Origin of the sequence: Kordia sp. SMS9 (assembly GCF_003352465.1) — a bacterium.
In the GTDB taxonomy this organism is placed as follows: domain Bacteria; phylum Bacteroidota; class Bacteroidia; order Flavobacteriales; family Flavobacteriaceae; genus Kordia.
Window position 1 is genome coordinate 3,837,337 of the sequence record NZ_CP031153.1, and the last position, 21,508, is coordinate 3,858,844.

Here is a 21,508-nt window from a genome sequence, read left to right on the forward strand (position 1 = left end):
TGTTTTAGTTGCCTAAAACTACATATTGATTACTTTCCTTCTGCAGAAAGATTTTTCATTTCTTTTTCAATCATATCGTAAAATTGATCAATTTTAGGTAACACGACAATTCGAGTTCGTCTGTTTTTAGCTCGGTTTGTTGGTGTGTCATTTTCTACCAACGGAACATAAAAACTTCTACCTGCAGCAATTAATTTGCCTGGATCAACACCCAATTCTTGCAACACACGAATGATAGCTGTAGAACGTTTCACACTTAAATCCCAGTTATCCAGTAAAATATCGCCTTTTTTGTATGGAACATTGTCTGTGTGACCTTCAACCATACATTCAAAATCTGGTTTGCTCTTTACCACTTTCGCTACTTTCGCCAATACCTCTTTCGCTCTTGATGTTACGTTGTAGCTTCCGCTCTTAAACAATAACTTATCTGCAATAGAAATAAAAACAACTCCTTTTTCAACATTAATTTCAATATCCGGATCGTCAATTCCAACGGCTTTCTTCAAGCTAGAAACAATTGCTAAGGTTACACTGTCTTTTTTGTTCAAGGCGTCTTGCAAACGTGTAATTTTTAAATCTTTCTCTTTCATACTTTCTAACGACTTTTCAAGGTTTTCAGCACCTTTGGTCGTTAAAACAGTCATATCTTTTGTGTTTTCAATCAATCCTTGGTTTGCTTCCTTTAAGTCGCTGTTTGCTCTTCTCAAATCAGCAACTTGTCCTTCCATCGCTTCTGCTTTTGCAGTTGCAGACGCTTTTTCTTCCAAACAAGCATTCAGCTTCACTGTAGCTGAGTTTAATAAATCTTTGGTTTCTTTGTAATTGGCTTCTAAATCAACGAAATCTTTTTTAGAAACACACGAGGTTAATACAATGGAAGCGGTGGCTGCCAATAAAAGAATCTTCTTCATAAGTCTGTGTTTTTATATAATTAAAACGGTTATTCAAAATTTTACCCAAAAGTATTAAAAATGCGAGGCATTATAAAAGTATTAACAAAGTTTTAATGGTATCTGCAACGCTTTTTTTAACATTCTTAAAAGAACTGACTTTTATTGAAAATATTGTACTGAATGTACTTTTTGAGTGTAAATTTTCTATAAACTTGTTATTGAGGAAGCTATAAAAATATACTAGCTGTAGACACAATCAAAATTTGTTTTTTTATCTAAATCATTTCCTCAAATTAGGTAATTTGAGTTAAACATTTTCCTTTTTTTCCAAAATACAACTAACTTTAAGAAATTAACTAATCTAAAATATCATGAAAAAAAGAAACTTAAAAAGTTTAGACCTAAACAAAAAATCCATTTCAAAACTACAAGACAACGCTGTAAAAGGTGGAACTTGGGTGACTATTTGTGATTGTGTCGTATCGGTTGGACCACTTTTATGTGGAGCAACAAGTGTATTTCAAAAATGTGCTGCGGCATGTCCGACATTGCCAGAATAAAATGATGAGAAGCTGTCTAAAGAGAAGGTGTCACAATTAAAAAGTGAAACATATTACTTTTTAGGCAGTTTTATTGAAAAATTACAAAACCTTTTTCAGTTTCCATTTGTTAGGTGCAAGCATGACCAATTTACTCCTGTTCAAACGGTACTTTAAGCGAAATTCTACACGATCCAATGCTATCCAATCTGCATTTGCAAGCGAAGTATCTGTAGAACCTATCCTTTTAGAATTTAAGATGAGCGTATCATTTTGATTCTCCCAAATACCTTCGGAATATTCAATAGTATTCTTTTTTTTAATTTTCAATCTAAAGACTCTTTCATCTGTGAGAGTCAATTCAATTTTGGAACGATGTTCACCTTTTCCTTTAAATGTTCCAAAATAACGACGTGTTGTGTAATCGGGACGTTTGATTTGCAATAATTGATACATTTTTGTGTTGAAAATTTCAATAAAATCTTCATCATAATGCCCATCGGTACATCCATGACAGAAATTCAAGTAGGTGATTTTTATAGTGTTTAAATGAATTGTTTCCATTGAATTTTCTCCACTACAACCTTTATAGCCACCAGATTGCCCCATCAAAATATACTTTCCTTCTGCATGCAATGCAATCGCCAATTTTTCAACTTTTTCATCCATCCATGCAATTTCTTTCGGAGTAAATTTTGCAAAATGCTTCAAACGATAATGAAGCCTTGTAGTTATGATTGTATTGAAAGCTACTTCCGAAATACGAATTTCAGGATTGTAAATAGTGTCTTTTTCAAGACTTTTGGGAATATAATTGAGAAGTTTGTTGTAACGATCTAATGTTTTTTCAGAATTATCTTGTGCTTTAAGTGACGAACTCAAACACAGCAAAATGATACAAATTGTTTTTATGAATAAATACATTTTATAAGTCAGAATAGTGCTTTTTTCCTTTCATGAAATAGGAATACACAATAGATTTCTGACCAAAATACTGATTTTGTTGCTGCGTTCCACGTTTTTTAACCATTTTTGGGAAACGTGCATAAAAGTGAAAATGTGCTTTGATGATGGAAGCAAAGTGTTTAAATTTCAACTGAAACAAAAACTGAATCGCCGCAATTCCATCCAATACCAAGCGTGAAAATATGATGGAAACTATTTTCCCTTTCGGGAGATTCTTCGCCAACATGCACAGCGAGTTTCTAAAGTTCAAGTAGGTTTTTTGTGGATTTGTACTTTCTAAGGTTGCACCACCAACATGATATACCACACTTTCGGAAATATATTTCGTTTTATAACCCAAATTGAACGCACGCCAACACAAATCAATTTCCTCTTGATGCGCAAAAAAGGCTGAATCAAAACCTTTTAGTTCTTCAAATACATTTTTCCGAATAAACAAACATGCGCCCGAAGCCCAGAAAATTTCCTTATTGTCGTTGTATTGTCCCGTATCTTCTTCTAAAGTATGAAACATACGTCCGCGGCAATATGGATAGCCGTATTTGTCAATAAATCCGCCAGCGGCACCAGCATATTCAAAATGTGTTTTTTGTTTAAAATCTAGAATTTTTGGCTGAATGATCGCCGTTTCTGGGTTTGATTCAAATTCCGATCGAATAGGAGCGAGCCAGTTTTCAGTAACTTCAATATCAGAATTTAACAAACAGAAAATATCTGCTGACACTTGCGGAAGTGCGTCATTATAGCCTTTGGCATACCCGCCATTTTCTGCATTGCGTATGATGTTGACAGTGGGAAAATTAGCTTCAACATAGCCTATGGAATCATCTGCGGAAGCGTTATCCGCCACATACACCGTTGCATCTTTAGAAAATGCGACGACTTTGGGTAAAAACTGCGCCAACAGTTCTTTTCCATTCCAGTTGAGTATGACGACGGCGATGTTCATGTTTTTGAATGCTAAATTTTAAATGCTGAATGTTAAATTATACATGTTGAATTAGTAATTATTATTTAAAAATTAATATTTCCAAGTACTTCTCGATACAAATTTGTTACACAAATTCACTCGAAGTGACGTTTTTTAAATTATGAATTATACATGTTGAATTTTGAATTGAAAATACATTTTACCAAAACCTCACAACTGATACTCTGGAATTTCTCGTAAAAAATGATACTGTTGCGCTTCGTAATCCATGGTGCAATAATAATGATGCATTCCGTTGGTGACCATTAAATATTCCGCATTTAAAATTAGGTTGTAGCGCGCAATTTGATCAAAAGTTTCCTGATTGATCGTGATGGCGCTTCGTTTACATTCAACCACTAAAAAAATACTTCCATCCGAATTGAAAATTACAATGTCGTATCGCTTTTTTAAATCGTTGAATGTGAGTTCTTTCTCAACATTTATCAAGCTGATCGGATACTTTTTTTCTTGCATCAAAAATTGCACGGTATGTTGTCGTACCCATTCTTCGGGAGTCAACACCACAAACTTTTTCCGAATCGCATCAAAAATATAGATTTTATTTTCCCTATTTTTGAAGCGGAACGAATATTTTGGAAAATTCAAGAGTTCCATAAGCACAAAACTAACGATTCGTGCATCGAAAAGCAATACAATTTCACATTTGTAGCAATAATGGAAGAAGCGAAACAGATTGTCGTCGATATACAGAAAGGAAACATTAAACCTATTTATTTTTTAATGGGTGAAGAAGCCTATTATATTGATAAGATTGCCGAATATATTGAAGATAATGTATTGTCGGAAGCCGATAAAGGCTTTAACCAAATGGTGTTGTACGGACGCGATGTTTCGGTGGATGATATTGTGGCAAATGCCAAACGTTATCCAATGATGGCAGAACGACAAGTGGTCATTGTGAAAGAAGCACAAGATTTGTCGCGCACGATTGATAAGTTGGAAGCGTATTTTTTGAATCCACAACCGTCAACCGTTTTGGTGATTTGCTACAAATACAAAAAGCTGGCGAAAAATAAAAAAGTATACAAAGCTGCAGCGAAAAACGGAATCGTCTACGAAAGCAAGAAATTGTACGAAAATCAAGTTGCCGATTGGATTCGTAGAGTGTTGGCAGGAAAAAAGTATCAAATTACGCCAAAAGCTGCGCAAATGTTGGTGGAGTTTTTAGGAACGAATTTGAGCAAGATTGATAACGAACTGGAAAAGTTAAAATTGATTTTACCTGTTGGAAGCGAAATTACACCTGTAATCGTAGAAGAAAACATCGGAATCAGCAAAGATTACAACAATTTTGAGTTGCGAAAAGCGATTGGCGATCGTGATGTTACGAAAGCCTTCCGAATTATCACGTATTTTGCTGAAAACCCGAAGGACAATCCCACAGTAGTTACAGTTTCGTTGTTGTTTAATTTCTTCTCACAATTATTGCAATATCATGGGTTGCGCGATCAAAACCCGCGAAATGTAGCTTCTGCCTTGCGCATCAATCCGTATTTTGTGAAAGAATACCAAGCTGCTGCTAGAAACTATCCAATGAAAAGAGTGAGCGGTATTATAACTACCTTACGCGAAATGGACGTAAAAAGTAAAGGTGTTGGCGCGAGTAATTTATCCAATGGCGATTTGTTGAAAGAGTTGTTGGTTCGGATTATGAATTAGACTCGTTCCTGCGTAGGCAGGAATCTCTTGGACGCGCGCTATGCGCTTTTAGATAGTTAGATCGCTCCGCTTTTAGACTTGCGCTTTGCGCTCTTAGACTGATTCGTTTATTTGTTTATTCGAAAATGCTTTTACATCCAAAATTCTGAATTCACTTCTCTTTTTCGTATTTAATTAAAATTTTCAATAGTTTTTAGAAATCGACTAGTACCCAAAACCTATATATCATACTTTTAGACTTGCTATAGATTTGTAGACCATATTTTAAGTCACTGAGAAGAGTAGCGACGTGGCAATCTGTTTTATTGTGGTACGGAATCGTTGTTTGAAGTAACAGATTGTTTCACTCCGTTCGCAAAGACGAATTAAATAAGGAACAAAGCGACATAAAAGTGAACAAAAGCGAACGTCATTAGCAAATTTTCAAACTAGTACATCGCACAGACTCAGCCTGTCGAAGTCAAGCAGCCGTAATATCCACTTGAAAATTCTTTCGCATAAATTCTCCAATCATTTGTCGGGCTAAGCCTAAATATTCTTCGGTAGGATCTAAAAAGCTGTGCAAATCTTCAATTTCCCAATCCAATTCTTCTTGACATGCTGCAATTTTCTGTTCGTCATTTTCTTCTAAAGAATCAAGTAAATCTTTATAACGTCGCTCTACACGCGTCATTTGTTTTAAAATCCGAACTGCCTTTTTTGCGCGCGAATGTACCAAAGGTGTTCGTTGCAAGCCAAAAACATTGATGGAAGATAACGCACGTTGTTTTAAAAATTCTTTTCGTTTTTTAGGTTGAATCACGCCAGATTCGATATCGTATTTAAAATAATCTTCCGGATTTTCCTTGCAAGGATTTAATAGCAAACGTACTTTTTCCTCTTTCTCCAAATCGTCCTCATGCGAGCGGATACGTTTCGTTTCATCAAACAAAGGAAATTGATTCATTTTTCCCATGCTTTTCGCTTCTTCAACAGTTGCAGTTGTCTGTTTTGACTTTTGATTGCAATTTCTGCACGATAACAATAAGTTATCCCAATCGGCCGCCAACCAATAATAACCAGGTTTGGAATTGCCCGTATTTTTCAATTCTTCAATTTCTCCTTTGGGACGAAAATGCTCAATATCGCCCACGTAGGTTTTTAAAAAAGTGCTTTCACAATAGGCGCACTTTTCTTTGCTCATGTCAATCAATGCTTGCTTTACAGAAGCATCACTGTACACTTTAAATTTAAAGGCTTTTTTTGCATTCGTAGGATCTGCATAATGCGCAATGGCAGCTTCCAATTCTTTTTTTAGCTTGGGACTTCCATTTTGTAAGACTTCTGGAATTTCAACGGAGTTTCTTTCAATAAAAATCATACCTACTGCTTTTGATCTAATTTTTTCCAAAGATTTTTGACTCTGTCAATGGCTTCTTGCTTGATATCTTTTACATCCATTCGTAAGTTTTGATTGCGCATGTTTTTAGCAAGCAATTCGTCCACCACTTGATAGATGATTTCTTCGCGGATATCGTTTCCGAAACGCATGTATTTAATGCTTTTTACTTCTTCTTGGAGTTCTTCTAATTTGGTTTGTTCTTCTTCTGATCTGTCTGCTTTGTCAATGGCAAGTAAGGTGTAATATTTGTTGAAAAGTGCTTCGGTTTTAATATCCATTGTACTGTTCAGTCCAAAATATTCAGAAGTTAATAGTTGATCGATCCGTAAACTACTCGGATCGGGTAAATCGCTAATAGCAATGATAACATTTTCTTCATTACGTTTTAAAACGACGACTTCATTTTCTTTTAATCCACGTAAACACAAGGGTTCATGCGTAGTGATTAAGAATTGAATTTTCGGAAAGGTATTGCGCAAACGTTCTACAATTTCCATTTTCCATCGCGGATGTAAGTGTGTGCCAATTTCATCAATCAGTACAATACCTTCTGCCAATTCGTAGACGACATTTTCCTGCGAAAGCGTATAAATCATATCAATTGCCACAGCAAATATAGATTTGTAACCATCACTTAAATGATCAATATTAATTTGATCGCCCGAATGATGATATTTGATGTAAATTTCTCCTTTTGTTGGACTTCTTCTGATCGCGTCTAAATCATCTAACAGTAACAGATTTTTCAACGTAATCGACACTTGATTGAATGTTTTTCGATTGCTGTTTAAAAACCATTCTTTTGCATTTGACAGTGAAACAGACGAATCAAACAGGTTTTTCACCTTTAAATAACTTGGATGATTTTTTTCGGGTTGCAAATTGCCAATTGGCAACAACCGCGTAGAACCATAACCAATTATAAACGCTGGCGGTTGTTGCATACTTGCCACCAATTCGTTTGTTTTTCTACTGAATGTCACGCTGTATTCTTCTTCATTGCCTTTTCCATATACTTTAATGTGACCGCTTTGTTTTCCGTATTTTAATACATCATCCACTGTAATTCCTAGTGTATCTAGATATTCTTGTCCCATCAATGCAATGGCAATGGCTTTGAGTACCGAACTTTTTCCCACACCATTTTCCCCTAAAAATACCAGCCACGGTTCAATACTGGTATTGTCTGCATAACTCGGTAGCTGTAAAGTCAAATCGGAAAAGCACTTGAAATTTTTCAACACAATTTTATCGAGATATACATTTTTGAGAATGCTCGCATAATATTGACTATCCTTTTTTTTAAAAATTGCTTTTTTCGTTTTGGGCGCTTTCGTTTTATCTCTTGTATATCCTTTTTCGGTTTCTTCTAGCGGAAAGGATATGGATTCAAAAACATCTCCACCGCGATTTTGTTCTGTCGGTGCTGGTTTTGGCGGAACATTTCCTTGCTGTTGTTGTTGTTGTTGTTGTTGTTGTTGTTGTTGTTGTTGTTGTTGTTGTTGTTGTTGTTCAGGTATTTGATTGAAAAAAGATTCTTTACTGGTAATTAAATTGGAAACTATATTTTGAAGTTTAGTGTAACCTTCTAAATACCTAGATATGAGTCTTTCTCTGAATGCAAGATGATTTTTTTTAGAATTTCCTAATAGAATTTCATTCCATTCATTGGCGATTTTTTCTATATCGTGGGACAGGTTTTTTGAATCAATTGATTGTGCCTTGTTTTCCGTATTAAGTAAAATCTTCACTTCTTGATCAATCGTATCTGCAATACCTTGTCGCTCATACATTAAGTCTTTACGATTCAATCCCAGAATTTTAATAGTGGCTTTCGCTCGCTGGATATTGTCTTCTATTTGAGCAGAAAATTCATCACTAATCATTAAAAAATTTGGATACGATTCTACTTTTTTGGGTATGATCTCATATTTTTCCAAATCAAAATCAAAAAACTGACTTGGATCTTCCGTACACGGATCAATTAGAAAGGCATTTTCTTTCTTTGAAATTTCTGAATGTGCTGTTTTGATTGCCGCGCGCTTTCCATTGACAGGAAATATATTCGATTTAAATCGTTGGCAACTGTGACAGACCAAATATAAATTTTCCCATTCATAGGTAAGCCACCAATAATGATCTTCTGAAACTTCTTTGCTGTCAAAACCTTGTGCATAATTCATCGGGCGAAAGCGGTGTAGATAGCTTTCAAAACCAGGTTTTCCTCTTCGTAAATGTGATTCACAAAGTGCACATTTTTCATCAAAAACTTCCGCAAGTGCTTCGGAGACTTCTCCCGCAATATAACCTTCTGTAAAGGTACGTTGTGCACGAGAGTTTTTGTGCAAGCCATAAAAATCATTGATTTCTTGTAGCAAGCGTTCGTATTCTTTAGAAAAAAAGAATTTGGGTTTTGCTATTTTATGTTTGGGTTTTACTATTTTATGTCTGTCTATTTTAATCACGATGCGTCTGTTTTTGAAGTTTTGCCACTTTTCTAAGATAAAGTACGTGATTATTTCACAAATAGTAAAGAAAAGACAGGAAATACAGTGTTTTTCCCCTATGATAATTTGAAAGCTATTGATACATTAGAGTTATTATTTCATTGTAAAAAAATATTGATATGAAGTCTACAAAAAATAAAGATATTTCTACCAGCAATACATCTTCAAGACATCTTATTAGCAAAGGACATACAGGAGGTATTTTTTCTCAACAAGAGAAAACAAGTACGCCTTTTGTAAAGCCGCGAAATTCATCTAACAGCTATCATTCGAATCATACAAACAAATTAGCGGCAGGATTGCCAACAGGTCAAGAAGAATATGTAGGAGGAAGGACGATTGGGGAATTTATAGGTGATGTAGCTCGACCAGTTGGAACGGCTCTTGGTAATGTGGTAGGTTCTATTGCAGGCGCACTGACAGGAATTACGATATCATCAAATGCCGTTTCGGGGCCAACGTGGTCCAATCACGGTGCTTTTGATTGGCAAGTAGGTTTTAGCACTACGGGAAGAAATGGTTGGTTGGTTCAAAAAATTAAAAATACATACAGAGCACAGAATGCTGCGGGTGCTGCCTTAGGAGGTGCGACACCAACACCTGAATATTGGGAAGCTTGGGCAGTAGATGGTACAGGAAATGTAACTCCAAATTTAGGTGCTGTCAACGATATATGGAGAAGACCGAATAAAGGCGCAGGTTCACAAGGACATTGGTCCATGACAGGAAAAGTATATTTTACCACAACCGATCCTGCAACTCAAGGATTAACACCTGGTGGAGTTCCAGATGCAGGAATTTTATTGTCAAGTACCACGGCGCCAGGAGGTTTGGGTGTTGCACGTTTGCACAGATACGCACAAGGAACTTGGGAAACCACAGGAACAACACCTACACACACAGGTTCTGCCAGATAATTTTTAACTAATTTATACTATGAAATACACTGTAGAAGCTTTATTGTTAGCAGATAATATATATCAAGATGTAAGTTCTAGAAAATTTATTTTGTCTGGATTGTTTCATCAAATTAATGTGCCTACGCTTCCGTTTATGCTTACAAGCTCCTTTGGGATTTTTGTATCTATTTCTGGTTTTGAAGGTGAAATTCAATTAAAATTAACTATTATTGATAAGAAGTCCAAAACTCCAAAAACTGCTACAAGTTCATTTGAAATGAAGAGTGTTGATAAAAACATTCCTGTATCTTTTGGGCTAGAAGTGCCTCCTTTTGAAATTCAAAATGTAGGTTTGTATGGTATTGATTTAGAAATAAATGAAGAGTTAGTGCATTCAGCGCCTTTATTGATTAACAAAATTGAAATGATTCATGAGTAAAGTTGTTGCTGCCATACTTTTAAGTATATTGACTATGTTGATGTTTTGTAGCTGTACTATTTCTAAAAAAAAGCCTTCAATTTTAAATACAAATGAAATAAATACGACAATTATGGATAGTTTGCAGAATGATCTTGAAGCAATTAGTACGATGACGCCACAAGATTTTAATCCCATGTTTTTTACAGCGGTTGCAGATAGACTTGCTTCGCTTGGAAAGGACGATGCACTTATTGCTGTAGAAGAATTTGTACATCATTCCACGGTACATACAGATCATTTTGGATTGTTTCTTCTTTTAAGAATGCTGTTTGAGGTGCCCACTACGCATAAGCATCCAGAAATTAGGATAGGGAAGTTCGATTATGACATGCCTAACGCGGAAGATGAAGCCAATTTGTTTCCAATAGTATATTCAAACAAAATCCCGTTTTTACTAGTAACTGGTTATTTTACAGGAGGTTTTCCGCAACCCATAAACGATCATACACGCTTTTACAGAGATTTTGGAATTTTAAAAGATACAGCACATCACGTTCCAATAGAAAAATCAGAAGATATCCTGTTTCATGAATTTAGTCTAGTATGGAGTAAAATGTACCATAGTGATACAATTCCAGATGCGTTAGCAATTGCTATCAAAGAACAAATTAGAAAGGCGTTAACGTACCAAAAATCAGCTCGTAATTGATAGTTAAAACTTCGCTTTTTATGAATTGATTTCTTTAATTCCTTTCGCCAATTGTGTAGCTGCATCATGGTTGTAACGAAACCACAATTCAGGTTCTATCAATTCTAATTCTGAGATGGCGAGTTTATTTTTGTTGTCCCAAATCATATCTACGCGTGCATATATAGGCAATTCAATACAGGCTTGCACGGCTTTTTCTGCAAATTCAATTTCTTCTTTGGAGGCTTGATATTCGTGAACGCTTCCCCCGAAATCATCTTGTACTCTGAAATCGCCTTTTTTGGCTTTTTTTAAGATCGAATGTGTATATTTTCCGTTGATTACTATTAAAGATATTTCACCTTTGGTTACAATTTGATGCATAAACGGTTGCAACATCATCGCTTCTTTCATGATCAGTTCTTTGTATATGTTTTCATGCTCGCCAATATTTGTTAGATTCAACTTATATGTATGTCGCGCTGCGCCTGAAACACAAGGTTTTACGACGGTTTCTGTCCAAGAAAGTTCTTTGTGAATCTCTGCTAACGAACGTGTATCGCCTTTTTCCATAAAGTAGGTTGGCACAATTGCCACATCTTTTTTGGCTAAATCTTGCAGATAGTGTTTGTCAATATTCCAATAAATCATCTTAGCAGAATTCAACAATGTTGTTTCTCGACTTACCTTTTCCAACCAAATTGAAAACTCGTCAAAGCGATCAAAATAATCCCAAGTCGTTCTAAAAAGCGCGTATTTTGTCAAGTTCCAATCAAAAGTAGCATCATCCCAAGCAAGTCTTTTTACAATAAAACCTGCTGCTTCCAACGCATCTTGCACTAGTTGATCTTCCAATAAGATATTATCAATATATGCATCGCGTTCTATTGGGTTTGTATAGCGATTGTCTGTAAGAATGACAATATCAATGGGTTTCATAGTGAGAGTTTAAGCTTCACAAATATAAAAAAGACAGCCTTTTCAGACAGCCTCGTTACCAAAATATATGTAGTTATTTTTAAAATAGTTTTACCGTCGTATCTTCATCTTCTTTTTTGATGGTAATTAATAGTTTTCGGAATCCTAATCGGTTGACTTTGTATATTTTAGTGCCAACCGTCCAATTTTCTTTTCGGGTTGTATTTGGCATCATTGGGAAACCATAGCCAAACTTAGAACCATCTTTTTTTGGACCAACTACAAAGAAGTTATTTCTTTTCGAATTATTGTTTTTTATTTTGAAATGAATCCACTCTGCATCCGGATTTTTAATACGATCTGAAGTTTCCACACTTACAATACGGCCTTCTTTTCGTGTTTTCTTTTTCAGTTTTTTAGGAGAATTTACATAGATCAATTTTCCGCTATTTTTTACCTCTGCATCTAGCGTGTTGATTACATTTACTTTTGCATTTCCCCAACTCCAAATGTTGACAAAGGCATTTTCTGCTACCAATTTTGAAGCGTCTACTTTTGCGAGTTCGACACCTAAACGGAATTCTTTGGTTTTTCCTTCTATACTAATCGTTCCAATTGGTGCAGTGAGTTGTAAATAATCGTTGTTTACATTGATGATTTTCGTGACATCGTGTGTGCCTGTTACTACATGTCGTAAATTTGGCGCACCAATCATAATGGTAGCTTGCGATGGTGAAATCCATTCTTTTTGATCTAAATACAGTGTGTTATCAACGACTTCTTTTCCAATCAAATCCATGACATTTTCATCCGTAGTTATTGTCATTCCTTCTTCCGCAGAAGGATCAATCGTAACTTTCGCGTAAAAATTGATCTTAATCTTCTGAATATTCTCAAGCGGAAATGTACGCGTGATGATTTTTTTATTTCCTTTGACTTGTGCCGCAGCGAAGTTTCCTATTAAAATTAGTACGATTAGTATCTTTTTCATTTTTTTAGATTTTTATGATTTGTTTTTTATTGAGCAGTTACAGTACTTTCAGCAATGTTAAAAGTAGCTATGTACGTAAGTGTTTGTGGTTGGTATTTAAATTTTAAGGTTCTATTTGGCTGGTTTTTCATTTCATATTGATCATTTTGATTGACAAACTTGAATTGAATCCCATTTGCGGCTGTTTTTTCGCTTAGCGTCACTTCGTAAATTCCATCATTATTATCGTCTGTCATCGGAATTAGTTGTTTCCATGAAGGATTTGTAAAATTTCCTTTAATTCCCACATTTTTTGGATTTTCAACACCATTCATACGTACTTTAAAAGTGATGGTTTTTAAGTGTGTTTCTTGCACACAACTTGTGATGCTGATTAATAATAGGAGCGTTAATATGCTAAATAGATGTTTCATTTTGATTGTTTTTTATGATTTGATGTATGAATAGCGATTGCGAATAAATTTTCCAGGTGCGTCTTTAAATTCCACTTCTTTTTTCATGGTAAGTGTTGTGTCATTAAAGAAATACGTAATGTAAATAGTTGCGTCTCTGTTATCATCTAAACCTTCATACATGGTTTCGATTTCTAGGCTTCCATTTGCCAATCGGTTGACTTTCGTGACTTTTTGCTTTCCTATATACGTTCCATCTTTTTTAACTTTTAGCGTGCTTTTGTTGTTTTCGCTTTCTTCAGTTGTATATTTTGTAGTGAAGATGATTTTGTACCGTTTTATTTCGATTTGAAGCATTGTTGGCAAGGTTACTTCCTTATTGTCGCTGTAGTTGACGTACATTAATTCGCCTTTCCAATTGGTGTTGTTCAAACTTTCAAAGTCTGACATGTTTACTTTTTCTTGTGCTTGCGCGAAGATGGACATAGCGATGGTGATACAAAGTGTGAGTAAAGTTTTCATATTTTTTGATTAAAGATTAAATAATTGATGAATGTTTATGCGTTTATTTTTTTGCTAATGAGATAATCAATTCCGAAGCGTCCTGAACCGAAATAGAGATTGTAAATTGCGATCCATAGGAATCCCATTGCGGGAAGCATTCCCCACGTTCCTTGTCCCCATTTTTGCATAAAGATGGCAACGAGCATGGTACACATAATTAGAAAGGATGCGATTCGTGTTTGCAATCCGAGTGCGAGTAGCAATCCGCCAACAGCTTCACTACATGCGCCCATCCATGCGAAGAATATAGGAAATACAGCAAAAATTCCACCATAGTTGGCAACATCTTCTGGAAACCAAGCAGCGACTTCAAATAGGTTTAAGTTTTGTCCTTCGTGTGTCCAAGGCATTCCAAATTTGCTGGCGCCAAAATCAATGGCTAATAGTAATCCACATATAATTCTGATGATAGCGAATAGCAAATCGGCAAACCAATCCTTTTGTGTTTTAGGAGTTGTAATGCTGTTAAAGTAATTTTTGAGCGTTTTCATGATGCATAAAATTTGTTTCGTTTTGTTTGATACAAATTTGCAACATCAATTGCTGTTGTGCGACTTAAAACGTGTAGATTCGGCTTATTGTACGATTTGAGACGTCTTATTTTGCAGTAAGCTAGTCGGAATGTAGACGCTTCGCTGTTCGCCTTCCTTTATTTTTTCTTCAAATAATTCTCAATTTCTTGTTTTACTTCTTCACCAGAATTTATGGTCATGTCAGAAATGGTAATCATCGTTGGAATCATGACCAAACTACGTCGTAATGCAGACAGCATTGGAGGATTATTTTTTATAAATGTATCGAAATCTATTTTGAAATTTTCGATTTTAACTTTCATTTCAGCATCAGGTTTCCAGTCCACACTTTGCCATAGATTGATATATTCTAAATACTCCAGATTTGAACCTTTCTTAAACATTTCAATTTCCATTTCTTCAAGAAATTCATTTAATCTTTTTTCAGTGTCGCTGTAGCCATTATTGATTTCTTCATACGCCTTAATTTTTTCTCTCACCTCGAAAAATTCATTGGATTCATATAAATTGCTCGACAAAATCCTTTCAAACCCACTATTATTTCGATGGTAATACTGCCAATTGAAGATTCCTAAATTAGATAATATTTCAATAGGAGCAAGCGTTTTTTCTTCTGTTATGGCATTTAATATAAACTTAATTTGATTCTCAACAATATCTCTTCGCGCTTTAATTTCTAATAAATCTACTTTATCTTTTTTTATATCCTCAATGACATATTGCAAGTTACTCTCGAAGATTTTCCTTTCAATTCTTTCCGTATTTTTATTATTGATTTGTAACGCAATTAAAATACCGATGATTACTAAAAGGATTTCACCGATAGCATACAATACATATTTTCTGAAATTGTTTTCGAGAAGTAAATTTTGCCTAATTTTTCTAAAGAATTTAATCATTGGTTTCTTGGTTGGTGATATTGGAAGCAAACATATTCATAACGGGAATTCCTGTTATTTGTACTGTAATCAACCCTATTTTTTAAGAGTTTGGTTATTTTTAAAACTACTATTTTTTTACCCAACTTCAAAATCATCAAAAAGACTTTTAATTTTTTAAATATTGGGTTGCATACTATGTGCGTAGTTTTTGAAATGTATCTTAAAATTCTACATCCTGAATGTCTTTGTTTTTTTCGAAGACTCTTTTGGCAAATGGACACAGTGGCAAAATTTTGATAGTATTTTCTCTAGCGAATTTTACAGCTTCCATCACCATTTTTTTACCGAATCCGTTGCCCTCACGATTGTCGTCAACTTCTGTGTGATCAATGATGAATTTACTTTCTCCTGCCCAAGTATACGTCATTTTACCAATTTGTTGATCGTTTTCACGTAGTGTAAATTGTCCTTTTTTTCCGTAATCGTTTCTAGTGATTTCCATAAGTCGCTTGGTTGATATCAAGTATTCTTAAAAATACAATTTATATAGAAATGATGACTCAAAAAAAATGCTGAAAAAGTAGTTTTACGATTTGAGACGTACTTTTTGAGACGCACTTTGTTATTAGAATGTTAGATAGTTCCAAAAAACAAATCAACAAATTGACGAAAACCAAATTGACAAAAAAACCAAATTGACAGATCAACAAAAAACAAAAAGACAAAAAAATCACCCAGCCAAAGACTGCAAGTATTGCGTAGGAGAGAAGTTGGTGAGTTTTTTAAAGACTCTGTTGAAGGTAGCTTTGCTGTTGAAACCGCATTCGTAGGCAATTCCGAGTAAGGACAATTGTTTGTGTTTGCCTTCTTTTAGCATTCCTTTGAAGGCATTGACACGATAGGAATTTACAAAATCATTGAAGTTCATTTGAAATCCTGTGTTGATAATTTCAGAAAGTTGTCCACGTGTAAGATTGGCTTGTTTGGCGAGTTCTGACAAGTTTAAATCTGGATTTAAGTACGGCTTTTCATGTTGCATTAATGCTTCAATCGCTTGTATAGCCGTATTTTCAACTTCTTTTTTGGAATCTTTTGACGCTTCAGGAATGGAGATTCGCTCTGGCGAAAAACTAAAGTCCAGTTTGTTCAACTTCGTAGTGTCTGTAAAATAGCCTTTCAAACCTATATAAATCGCACAAATTGCCATGCATAAATTGAGCCACCAACGTTCGTCGTATCCTAAATCTACGAGCACGCTTCCAATAAAATCTTGTATCGAACTGTATAGGAATAATATCGTAAATACGATGAGAAAATTGCGAATCCAATTCAGCTCCAGCTTAAAAATATTAGAGAAGTATTGCTTTATTTTTTGTCTGTAATTAACGTATAATTGTATCGTAAATGCCAAATAGAGCAACATCACAGAAAATCCAACGATGGATAAAATAGGAAGGACAAAGGGTTCATCAAGTTCAATTTTTAAAATACCGTTTTGCGTTTCGTTGAATCCAGGTTGCAACGCATCATACGTATAAATTGTTAAGCGATAGACAACTATGCTCAACGGAATGGCGAAATGCCACCAGTGTTGTTTTAAAAATTTGAAATTGGACTTCGTCACAGATTTTACATAAAAATAGATCAACGGAGCAATCGCAGTTCCAGCAGGTATTAAGAAATAGTTGATTTTCGTATTGCGAAACGTATCATACCAACCCATAAAACCAACGGTGTAGCAGATTTGTGTATAGGAAACAATCAATAATAAAATTGCCAAAATAGCGTCAGAAGCATTCTTTTTTTCAGCATATCGTTTTAATAACAATCCTACCAATACCAATGCTTGTATGACAAGAACTAATAAAGGTGTGCTGTGTATATTAAAATAAGGAAACAGAAACATGAATGCGTTTATTTTTTTGATTGCACTCAAAACTACTAAACTTTTTTAGTTTTTTAGCATGGAAATTGACTCATGATACGATTTGAGACTGTTTTTACGGATTGATACTACCACCAAACTATAAAAAATGTTTCAAAAGTAGCGTTGTGTTTCTGCCAGCATAAAAGCGATCGTTTTGCGGATAGATTTTCGAGAATAGATGCTTTTACACCTTTAAAATCTGTCCAAACTTCATGTTCCGAAGGATCAATTCCCCATGCTTTTTTGGGTGGAATGTAGTACGCTTTCGCGGAATTGTCTAAACGTGTAAAGATTTCAAAGTTCATATAAACGCCTTTAATCGCTTTTTGAAATGTAGAATTCAGTTTTAGTGTAGCTTGATATGGAACAAATAAATTCGCCAATACACAGAGCTTTTGCGTGATTTTTTGAACGTTTATAGTCGGTAATTTTGCTTTTGTAGCTTCATGATAGAGTAGTGGAAACTGTTTTTGTTGCAGCTTTTCTAATTTTTCATGTAGTGCATCTTTTCGGTTTGGACCAATCCAGTTTTTAGAAGCATTTGCAGAAAATGTCGGATCAAACAGATAAAATTTATACGCCAATTCTAAGTGAATAATTTTAGTTGTAGCTTTCTGTTGAATGATAAAATCAAGTTCGCCAATGGTATTTTTGTGTTGTATGATTTGAACGTTTTCATACAACATATTGTAGTTTTCAGAAGCTTTGATCAATTCCGAAACTACTTTTTCTACCAAATGTCCCAATCTACGATTGGTAGGTAATTGGACTTCGGGAAGTGTGGTAATTTGTAATTCAGAAAGTGAAAACGTCGGAATTCCTGTCAAAGAAGTTTCTAGCTGCGTAGCATGTATAATGGAGGAGATTCTCGAAGTTGTATTCATTTGATAAATGTAACAAATAAAAAACGCCAAACTATCACAGTTTGGCGTTTATATATTTTCTATGATGCTGAATCAAGTTCAGCATGACGAAATGCTTAATACAACTCAGGAAAATCTGAAGGATTTGCTTCATGCATCATCGCATAGATTTTCTCAAAAATATCTTCCGCAGAAGGCTTTGAGAAATAATCTCCATCCGTTCCATACGCTGGTCTGTGTGCTTTGGCAGAAAGTGTTTGCGGTTTGCTATCTAAATATTGATATCCGTTTTGTTCGTCTACAATATGTTGTAAGATAAACGCAGAAGCGCCACCTGGCACATCTTCGTCTACGACCAATAAACGATTTGTTTTTTGTACACTTTTTACACAATCGTGATCAATGTCAAACGGAATCAACGATTGACAGTCAATGATTTCAATGTCAATTCCGACGGCTTGCAATTCTTTGGCAGCTTGTTCTACAATGCGAAGTGTAGAACCATACGAAACCACCGTCATATCACTTCCTTCTTTGATAGTTTCTACGACACCAATTTTCGTTTTGAATTCTCCTAAATTCGTAGGTAATTTTTCTTTTAAACGATAGCCATTTAAGCATTCTATCACTAAGGCAGGTTCGTCACTTTCTAACAATGTATTGTAAAAACCAGCGGCTTTGGTCATGTTTCTAGGAACTAAGACATGAATTCCTTTGATGGAATTGATAATCGCGCCCATCGGTGAACCTGAATGCCAGATTCCTTCCAAACGATGTCCACGCGTACGAATGATGACAGGCGCTTTTTGTGTTCCTTTGGTTCTGTATAAAACGGTTGCCAAATCGTCACTCATAATTTGCAACGCGTATAATAAATAATCTAAGTATTGAATTTCTGCAATCGGACGCAATCCGCGCATTGCCATTCCAATTCCTTGTCCTAAAATAGTTGCTTCACGAATTCCTGTATCAGAAACACGCAATTTTCCGTATTTTTCTTGCATGCCTTCCAATCCTTGATTTACATCTCCGATTTCGCCGGCATCTTCACCAAAAACTAAGGCTTCTGGATATTTTGTAAAGAGCGCATCAAAATTATCACGCAATACAATACGTGCATCTACTTCTTCTGAATCGTGAGTATATTCTGGTGCTTCCGATTGAATTTTTAAAACACTTTTTGCCGATTCACTATATAAATGTGAACTGTATTTTGGTTGAATTTTCTTGAAGTATGTTGAAATCCAATGGCTCAATGCTTGTCGTTCTGGTGTGTTTTCGCCAATGACCAAACGCAGTGCTTTACGCGCATATCCTGCAATTTCTTTACGAATTGGTTCTGCAATGGCGCCCAATTCTTCTTTAAGTTTGTTGATGAAAACTTTATTTGGACTTGTTGCTGCCAAATTGGTTAACAAATTCAATACTTCAATTTGCTCTTGCTTCATGGGCGCTACAAAATCTTTCCAAGCAGCTTTTTTACCATCGCGGACACGCTTTTTAATGTCTTTTTCAAGCTCTGTTAGCGTTTCATCAGTTTCGATACCATTTTCAATAATCCACTTTCGCATTTGTGCATTACAATCGTATTCTACTTCCCACGCCAAACGCTCTTTGCTTTTGTAACGCTCATGCGAACCCGAAGTTGAATGTCCTTGTGGTTGTGTAACTTGCTGTACATGAATCAACACAGGAACATGTTGCTCGCGCGAGATGTCAGCAGCTTTTTGATACGTTGCTATTAATGAAGGATAATCCCAACCGTTGACGGTAAAGATTTCATATCCGTTTTCCGTTTCCGTACGTTGAAATCCTTTTAAGATTTCAGATATATTTTCTTTGGTAGTTTGATGCTTGGCATGTACTGAAATTCCGTATTCATCATCCCAAACACTCATCACCATAGGAACTTGTAATACGCCCGCAGCATTGATGGTTTCAAAGAATAATCCTTCACTTGTACTTGCATTTCCAATCGTTCCCCAAGCAATTTCGTTTCCGTTTACAGAAAATTTCTCTGCATCAATTCCTGTTACATGTCGGTATATTTTAGATGCTTGTGCCAATCCTAGCAATCGTGGCATTTGTCCCGCAGTAGGAGAGATGTCGGCACTTGAATTTTTTTGTTGTGTTAAATTTTTCCATTCGCCATTTTTGTCCAAGCTATGCGTAGCAAAGTGTCCGCCCATTTGTCTTCCGGCAGACATTGGTTCTACATCAATATCGGTGTGTGCATACAAACCTGCAAAAAATTGTTGAATGTTTAGTTCGCCAATTGCCATCATAAAGGTTTGATCGCGATAGTAACCCGAACGAAAGTCACCATTTTGAAACGCTTTTGCCATGGCTAATTGTGGTACTTCTTTTCCATCGCCAAAAATGCCAAACTTCGCTTTTCCTGTCAATACTTCTCTACGACCTAAAAGACTACATTCGCGACTGATGACTGCTGTTGTATAATCTTGAATAATTTCTTCTTTGAATTGATCGAATGAAATATTTTGAGTGTTTTCAACTTTTGCTTGCATAGTTTTCTTGAATTGAAGTCGCGCAAAAGTACAAAAAAACGACCACTTTTGCAATATATCGAAGTCTTAAAAAAGTGTGAATAATGTAATAAAATTTAGTTTTTAATGCGAAATGTTTAATTTTTGGCAAAAAATAACTTTTTAGCTGATAAATGTTTAATGTTTTGAAAGAGAAATTGAAGTATTATATTCTAACACTATCATTCGTTTGCAACCTATATTTGTAAGTAGTTTGTTGAAGATTTCAATATGTAATTGATAGGCATCCTTCTAAAAGATTATTTATTTTCATATTGAACTTTTTCATCTTCTAATCCGTAGCATAACGCTGCTTTTTTTAGTCCAAAGATTCTGCCTTCACGCGCTTCGTAATTCGCATACAAGACACCATTTTTTCGAAATGCTTGTTGCAAACCTTCTTCTTTTCCTTTGTGTAAGTTTAATTTTTTATAAACTTCTCCTGTTGCGTACCATTTTTTTTGCTCACCATGAGCTTTTCCTGTGTCGTACTGAAGCTGTGCAATTAACACATGGGCTGCATCAGAAGACCATATTTTCTTTTCGCCATGTAATTTCCCTTGATGATATGTAGTAACATTTTGTAAATGTCCATCAGGATACCATTTTAAATATTTATTTTGCTTCAAGCCATTTAAAATACCAAACTCTTCTTTTAAGATTCCATCTGGATAATAACTTACGGCAAATCCTGAATATGGCACATTGTTTACTGTCCACAAGGATTTTTTAGGATGATATTTTAGTGTAGATTTTAAAACGCTTGTATTTGGTATTTCTACAGAGAATTCCGCAGTCGTCGTTACGGTTGGTTTTTCCTTTCGATCAGCACAACCAATTACTAAAAAGCTCATACATATAAATGCCCAAAAAGATAGTTTCATTTTCAAGATTTTAGTGTGGAATCAAAAAAATAAATCATTTATTAAAAGTACACGAAAAA

At 35.1% G+C, this 21,508-nt stretch carries 22 protein-coding genes; 5 read left to right on the forward strand and 17 right to left on the reverse strand.

Features of this window, described 5'->3' with window-relative positions; translation table 11 throughout:
* Positions 1–29: 29 nt before the first annotated feature.
* Positions 30–914 (reverse strand): OmpA family protein, encoded by an 885-nt coding sequence (locus KORDIASMS9_RS16250; protein WP_114903853.1) that lies wholly within the window; start codon positions 912–914, stop codon positions 30–32.
* A gap of 353 nt (positions 915–1,267) precedes the next feature.
* Between KORDIASMS9_RS16250 and KORDIASMS9_RS16255 the strand changes: the two genes are divergently transcribed.
* Positions 1,268–1,456 carry a hypothetical protein gene (locus KORDIASMS9_RS16255; protein ID WP_114903854.1) on the forward strand — a complete coding sequence of 63 codons (189 nt, stop codon included), beginning with the start codon at positions 1,268–1,270 and terminating at the stop codon, positions 1,454–1,456.
* Positions 1,457–1,537: 81 nt separating this feature from the next.
* On the opposite strand, the gene KORDIASMS9_RS16260 is transcribed toward KORDIASMS9_RS16255, so the two are convergent.
* The 3 genes from KORDIASMS9_RS16260 to KORDIASMS9_RS16270 form a co-directional block, all read right to left on the reverse strand.
* A complete protein-coding gene (locus tag KORDIASMS9_RS16260; RefSeq protein WP_162820004.1) occupies positions 1,538–2,317 on the reverse strand; it encodes a hypothetical protein in 780 nt (259 codons plus the stop codon).
* A gap of 43 nt (positions 2,318–2,360) precedes the next feature.
* Positions 2,361–3,350: a glycosyltransferase family 2 protein gene (locus KORDIASMS9_RS16265; protein ID WP_114903856.1), complete on the reverse strand. Its 990-nt coding sequence runs from the start codon at positions 3,348–3,350 to the stop codon at positions 2,361–2,363.
* Positions 3,351–3,542: 192 nt separating this feature from the next.
* Positions 3,543–3,989 (reverse strand): type I restriction enzyme HsdR N-terminal domain-containing protein, encoded by a 447-nt coding sequence (locus KORDIASMS9_RS16270; protein WP_114903857.1) that lies wholly within the window; start codon positions 3,987–3,989, stop codon positions 3,543–3,545.
* Positions 3,990–4,049: 60 nt separating this feature from the next.
* Here KORDIASMS9_RS16270 and holA point away from each other — a divergent pair, with 60 nt between their 5' ends.
* The gene (gene holA, locus KORDIASMS9_RS16275; protein WP_114903858.1) at positions 4,050–5,054 is read left to right on the forward strand and encodes a DNA polymerase III subunit delta; all 1,005 of its coding nucleotides are present in this window, start codon (positions 4,050–4,052) and stop codon (positions 5,052–5,054) included.
* 460 nt (positions 5,055–5,514) lie between these two features.
* Here the strand turns inward: holA and KORDIASMS9_RS16280 are convergent, their stop codons facing one another.
* Together KORDIASMS9_RS16280 and KORDIASMS9_RS16285 are read right to left on the reverse strand one after the other, a co-directional pair.
* Positions 5,515–6,414 (reverse strand): hypothetical protein, encoded by a 900-nt coding sequence (locus KORDIASMS9_RS16280; protein WP_114903859.1) that lies wholly within the window; start codon positions 6,412–6,414, stop codon positions 5,515–5,517.
* A gap of 2 nt (positions 6,415–6,416) precedes the next feature.
* Positions 6,417–8,900, reverse strand: a complete 2,484-nt coding sequence (locus tag KORDIASMS9_RS16285; RefSeq protein ID WP_114903860.1) for an AAA family ATPase — start codon at positions 8,898–8,900, stop codon at positions 6,417–6,419.
* Between the two features lie 161 nt (positions 8,901–9,061).
* Here KORDIASMS9_RS16285 and KORDIASMS9_RS16290 point away from each other — a divergent pair, with 161 nt between their 5' ends.
* From KORDIASMS9_RS16290 to KORDIASMS9_RS16300, 3 genes are read left to right on the forward strand one after another with little or no spacing between them, the layout of a single operon-like run.
* Positions 9,062–9,859, forward strand: a complete 798-nt coding sequence (locus KORDIASMS9_RS16290; RefSeq protein ID WP_114903861.1) for a hypothetical protein — start codon at positions 9,062–9,064, stop codon at positions 9,857–9,859.
* 19 nt (positions 9,860–9,878) lie between these two features.
* A complete protein-coding gene (locus KORDIASMS9_RS16295) occupies positions 9,879–10,280 on the forward strand; it encodes a hypothetical protein (protein ID WP_114903862.1) in 402 nt (133 codons plus the stop codon).
* The gene (locus KORDIASMS9_RS16300) at positions 10,273–10,971 is read left to right on the forward strand and encodes a hypothetical protein (protein WP_162820005.1); all 699 of its coding nucleotides are present in this window, start codon (positions 10,273–10,275) and stop codon (positions 10,969–10,971) included. Before KORDIASMS9_RS16295 ends, KORDIASMS9_RS16300 begins: the two co-directional genes overlap by 8 nt.
* Positions 10,972–10,989: 18 nt before the next feature.
* On the opposite strand, the gene KORDIASMS9_RS16305 is transcribed toward KORDIASMS9_RS16300, so the two are convergent.
* The 11 genes from KORDIASMS9_RS16305 to KORDIASMS9_RS16355 form a co-directional block, all read right to left on the reverse strand.
* On the reverse strand, positions 10,990–11,889 hold the full coding sequence (locus tag KORDIASMS9_RS16305) for a RimK family alpha-L-glutamate ligase (protein WP_114903864.1): 900 nt from the start codon (positions 11,887–11,889) through the stop codon (positions 10,990–10,992).
* Positions 11,890–11,968: 79 nt separating this feature from the next.
* On the reverse strand, positions 11,969–12,859 hold the full coding sequence (locus KORDIASMS9_RS16310; protein ID WP_114903865.1) for a GIN domain-containing protein: 891 nt from the start codon (positions 12,857–12,859) through the stop codon (positions 11,969–11,971).
* A gap of 26 nt (positions 12,860–12,885) precedes the next feature.
* Positions 12,886–13,272 (reverse strand): hypothetical protein, encoded by a 387-nt coding sequence (locus tag KORDIASMS9_RS16315; RefSeq protein WP_162820006.1) that lies wholly within the window; start codon positions 13,270–13,272, stop codon positions 12,886–12,888.
* A 12-nt stretch (positions 13,273–13,284) separates the two neighbouring features.
* On the reverse strand, positions 13,285–13,773 hold the full coding sequence (locus KORDIASMS9_RS16320) for a hypothetical protein (RefSeq protein ID WP_162820007.1): 489 nt from the start codon (positions 13,771–13,773) through the stop codon (positions 13,285–13,287).
* A 35-nt stretch (positions 13,774–13,808) separates the two neighbouring features.
* Positions 13,809–14,306 carry a DoxX family protein gene (locus KORDIASMS9_RS16325; RefSeq protein WP_114903868.1) on the reverse strand — a complete coding sequence of 166 codons (498 nt, stop codon included), beginning with the start codon at positions 14,304–14,306 and terminating at the stop codon, positions 13,809–13,811.
* A 158-nt stretch (positions 14,307–14,464) separates the two neighbouring features.
* Positions 14,465–15,247 (reverse strand): hypothetical protein, encoded by a 783-nt coding sequence (locus KORDIASMS9_RS16330; RefSeq protein ID WP_114903869.1) that lies wholly within the window; start codon positions 15,245–15,247, stop codon positions 14,465–14,467.
* A gap of 202 nt (positions 15,248–15,449) precedes the next feature.
* Positions 15,450–15,731: a GNAT family N-acetyltransferase gene (locus KORDIASMS9_RS16335; protein WP_114903870.1), complete on the reverse strand. Its 282-nt coding sequence runs from the start codon at positions 15,729–15,731 to the stop codon at positions 15,450–15,452.
* Between the two features lie 228 nt (positions 15,732–15,959).
* Positions 15,960–17,135 (reverse strand): AraC family transcriptional regulator, encoded by a 1,176-nt coding sequence (locus KORDIASMS9_RS16340; RefSeq protein ID WP_240321069.1) that lies wholly within the window; start codon positions 17,133–17,135, stop codon positions 15,960–15,962.
* Positions 17,136–17,242: 107 nt separating this feature from the next.
* On the reverse strand, positions 17,243–18,040 hold the full coding sequence (locus tag KORDIASMS9_RS16345; protein ID WP_114903871.1) for a DUF1853 family protein: 798 nt from the start codon (positions 18,038–18,040) through the stop codon (positions 17,243–17,245).
* Between the two features lie 95 nt (positions 18,041–18,135).
* Positions 18,136–20,547: a thiamine pyrophosphate-dependent enzyme gene (locus KORDIASMS9_RS16350; protein WP_114903872.1), complete on the reverse strand. Its 2,412-nt coding sequence runs from the start codon at positions 20,545–20,547 to the stop codon at positions 18,136–18,138.
* Positions 20,548–20,825: 278 nt separating this feature from the next.
* Entirely contained in the window at positions 20,826–21,449 is a 624-nt protein-coding gene (locus KORDIASMS9_RS16355) for a toxin-antitoxin system YwqK family antitoxin (protein ID WP_162820008.1), read from the reverse strand.
* Between the last annotated feature and the right edge of the window lie 59 nt (positions 21,450–21,508).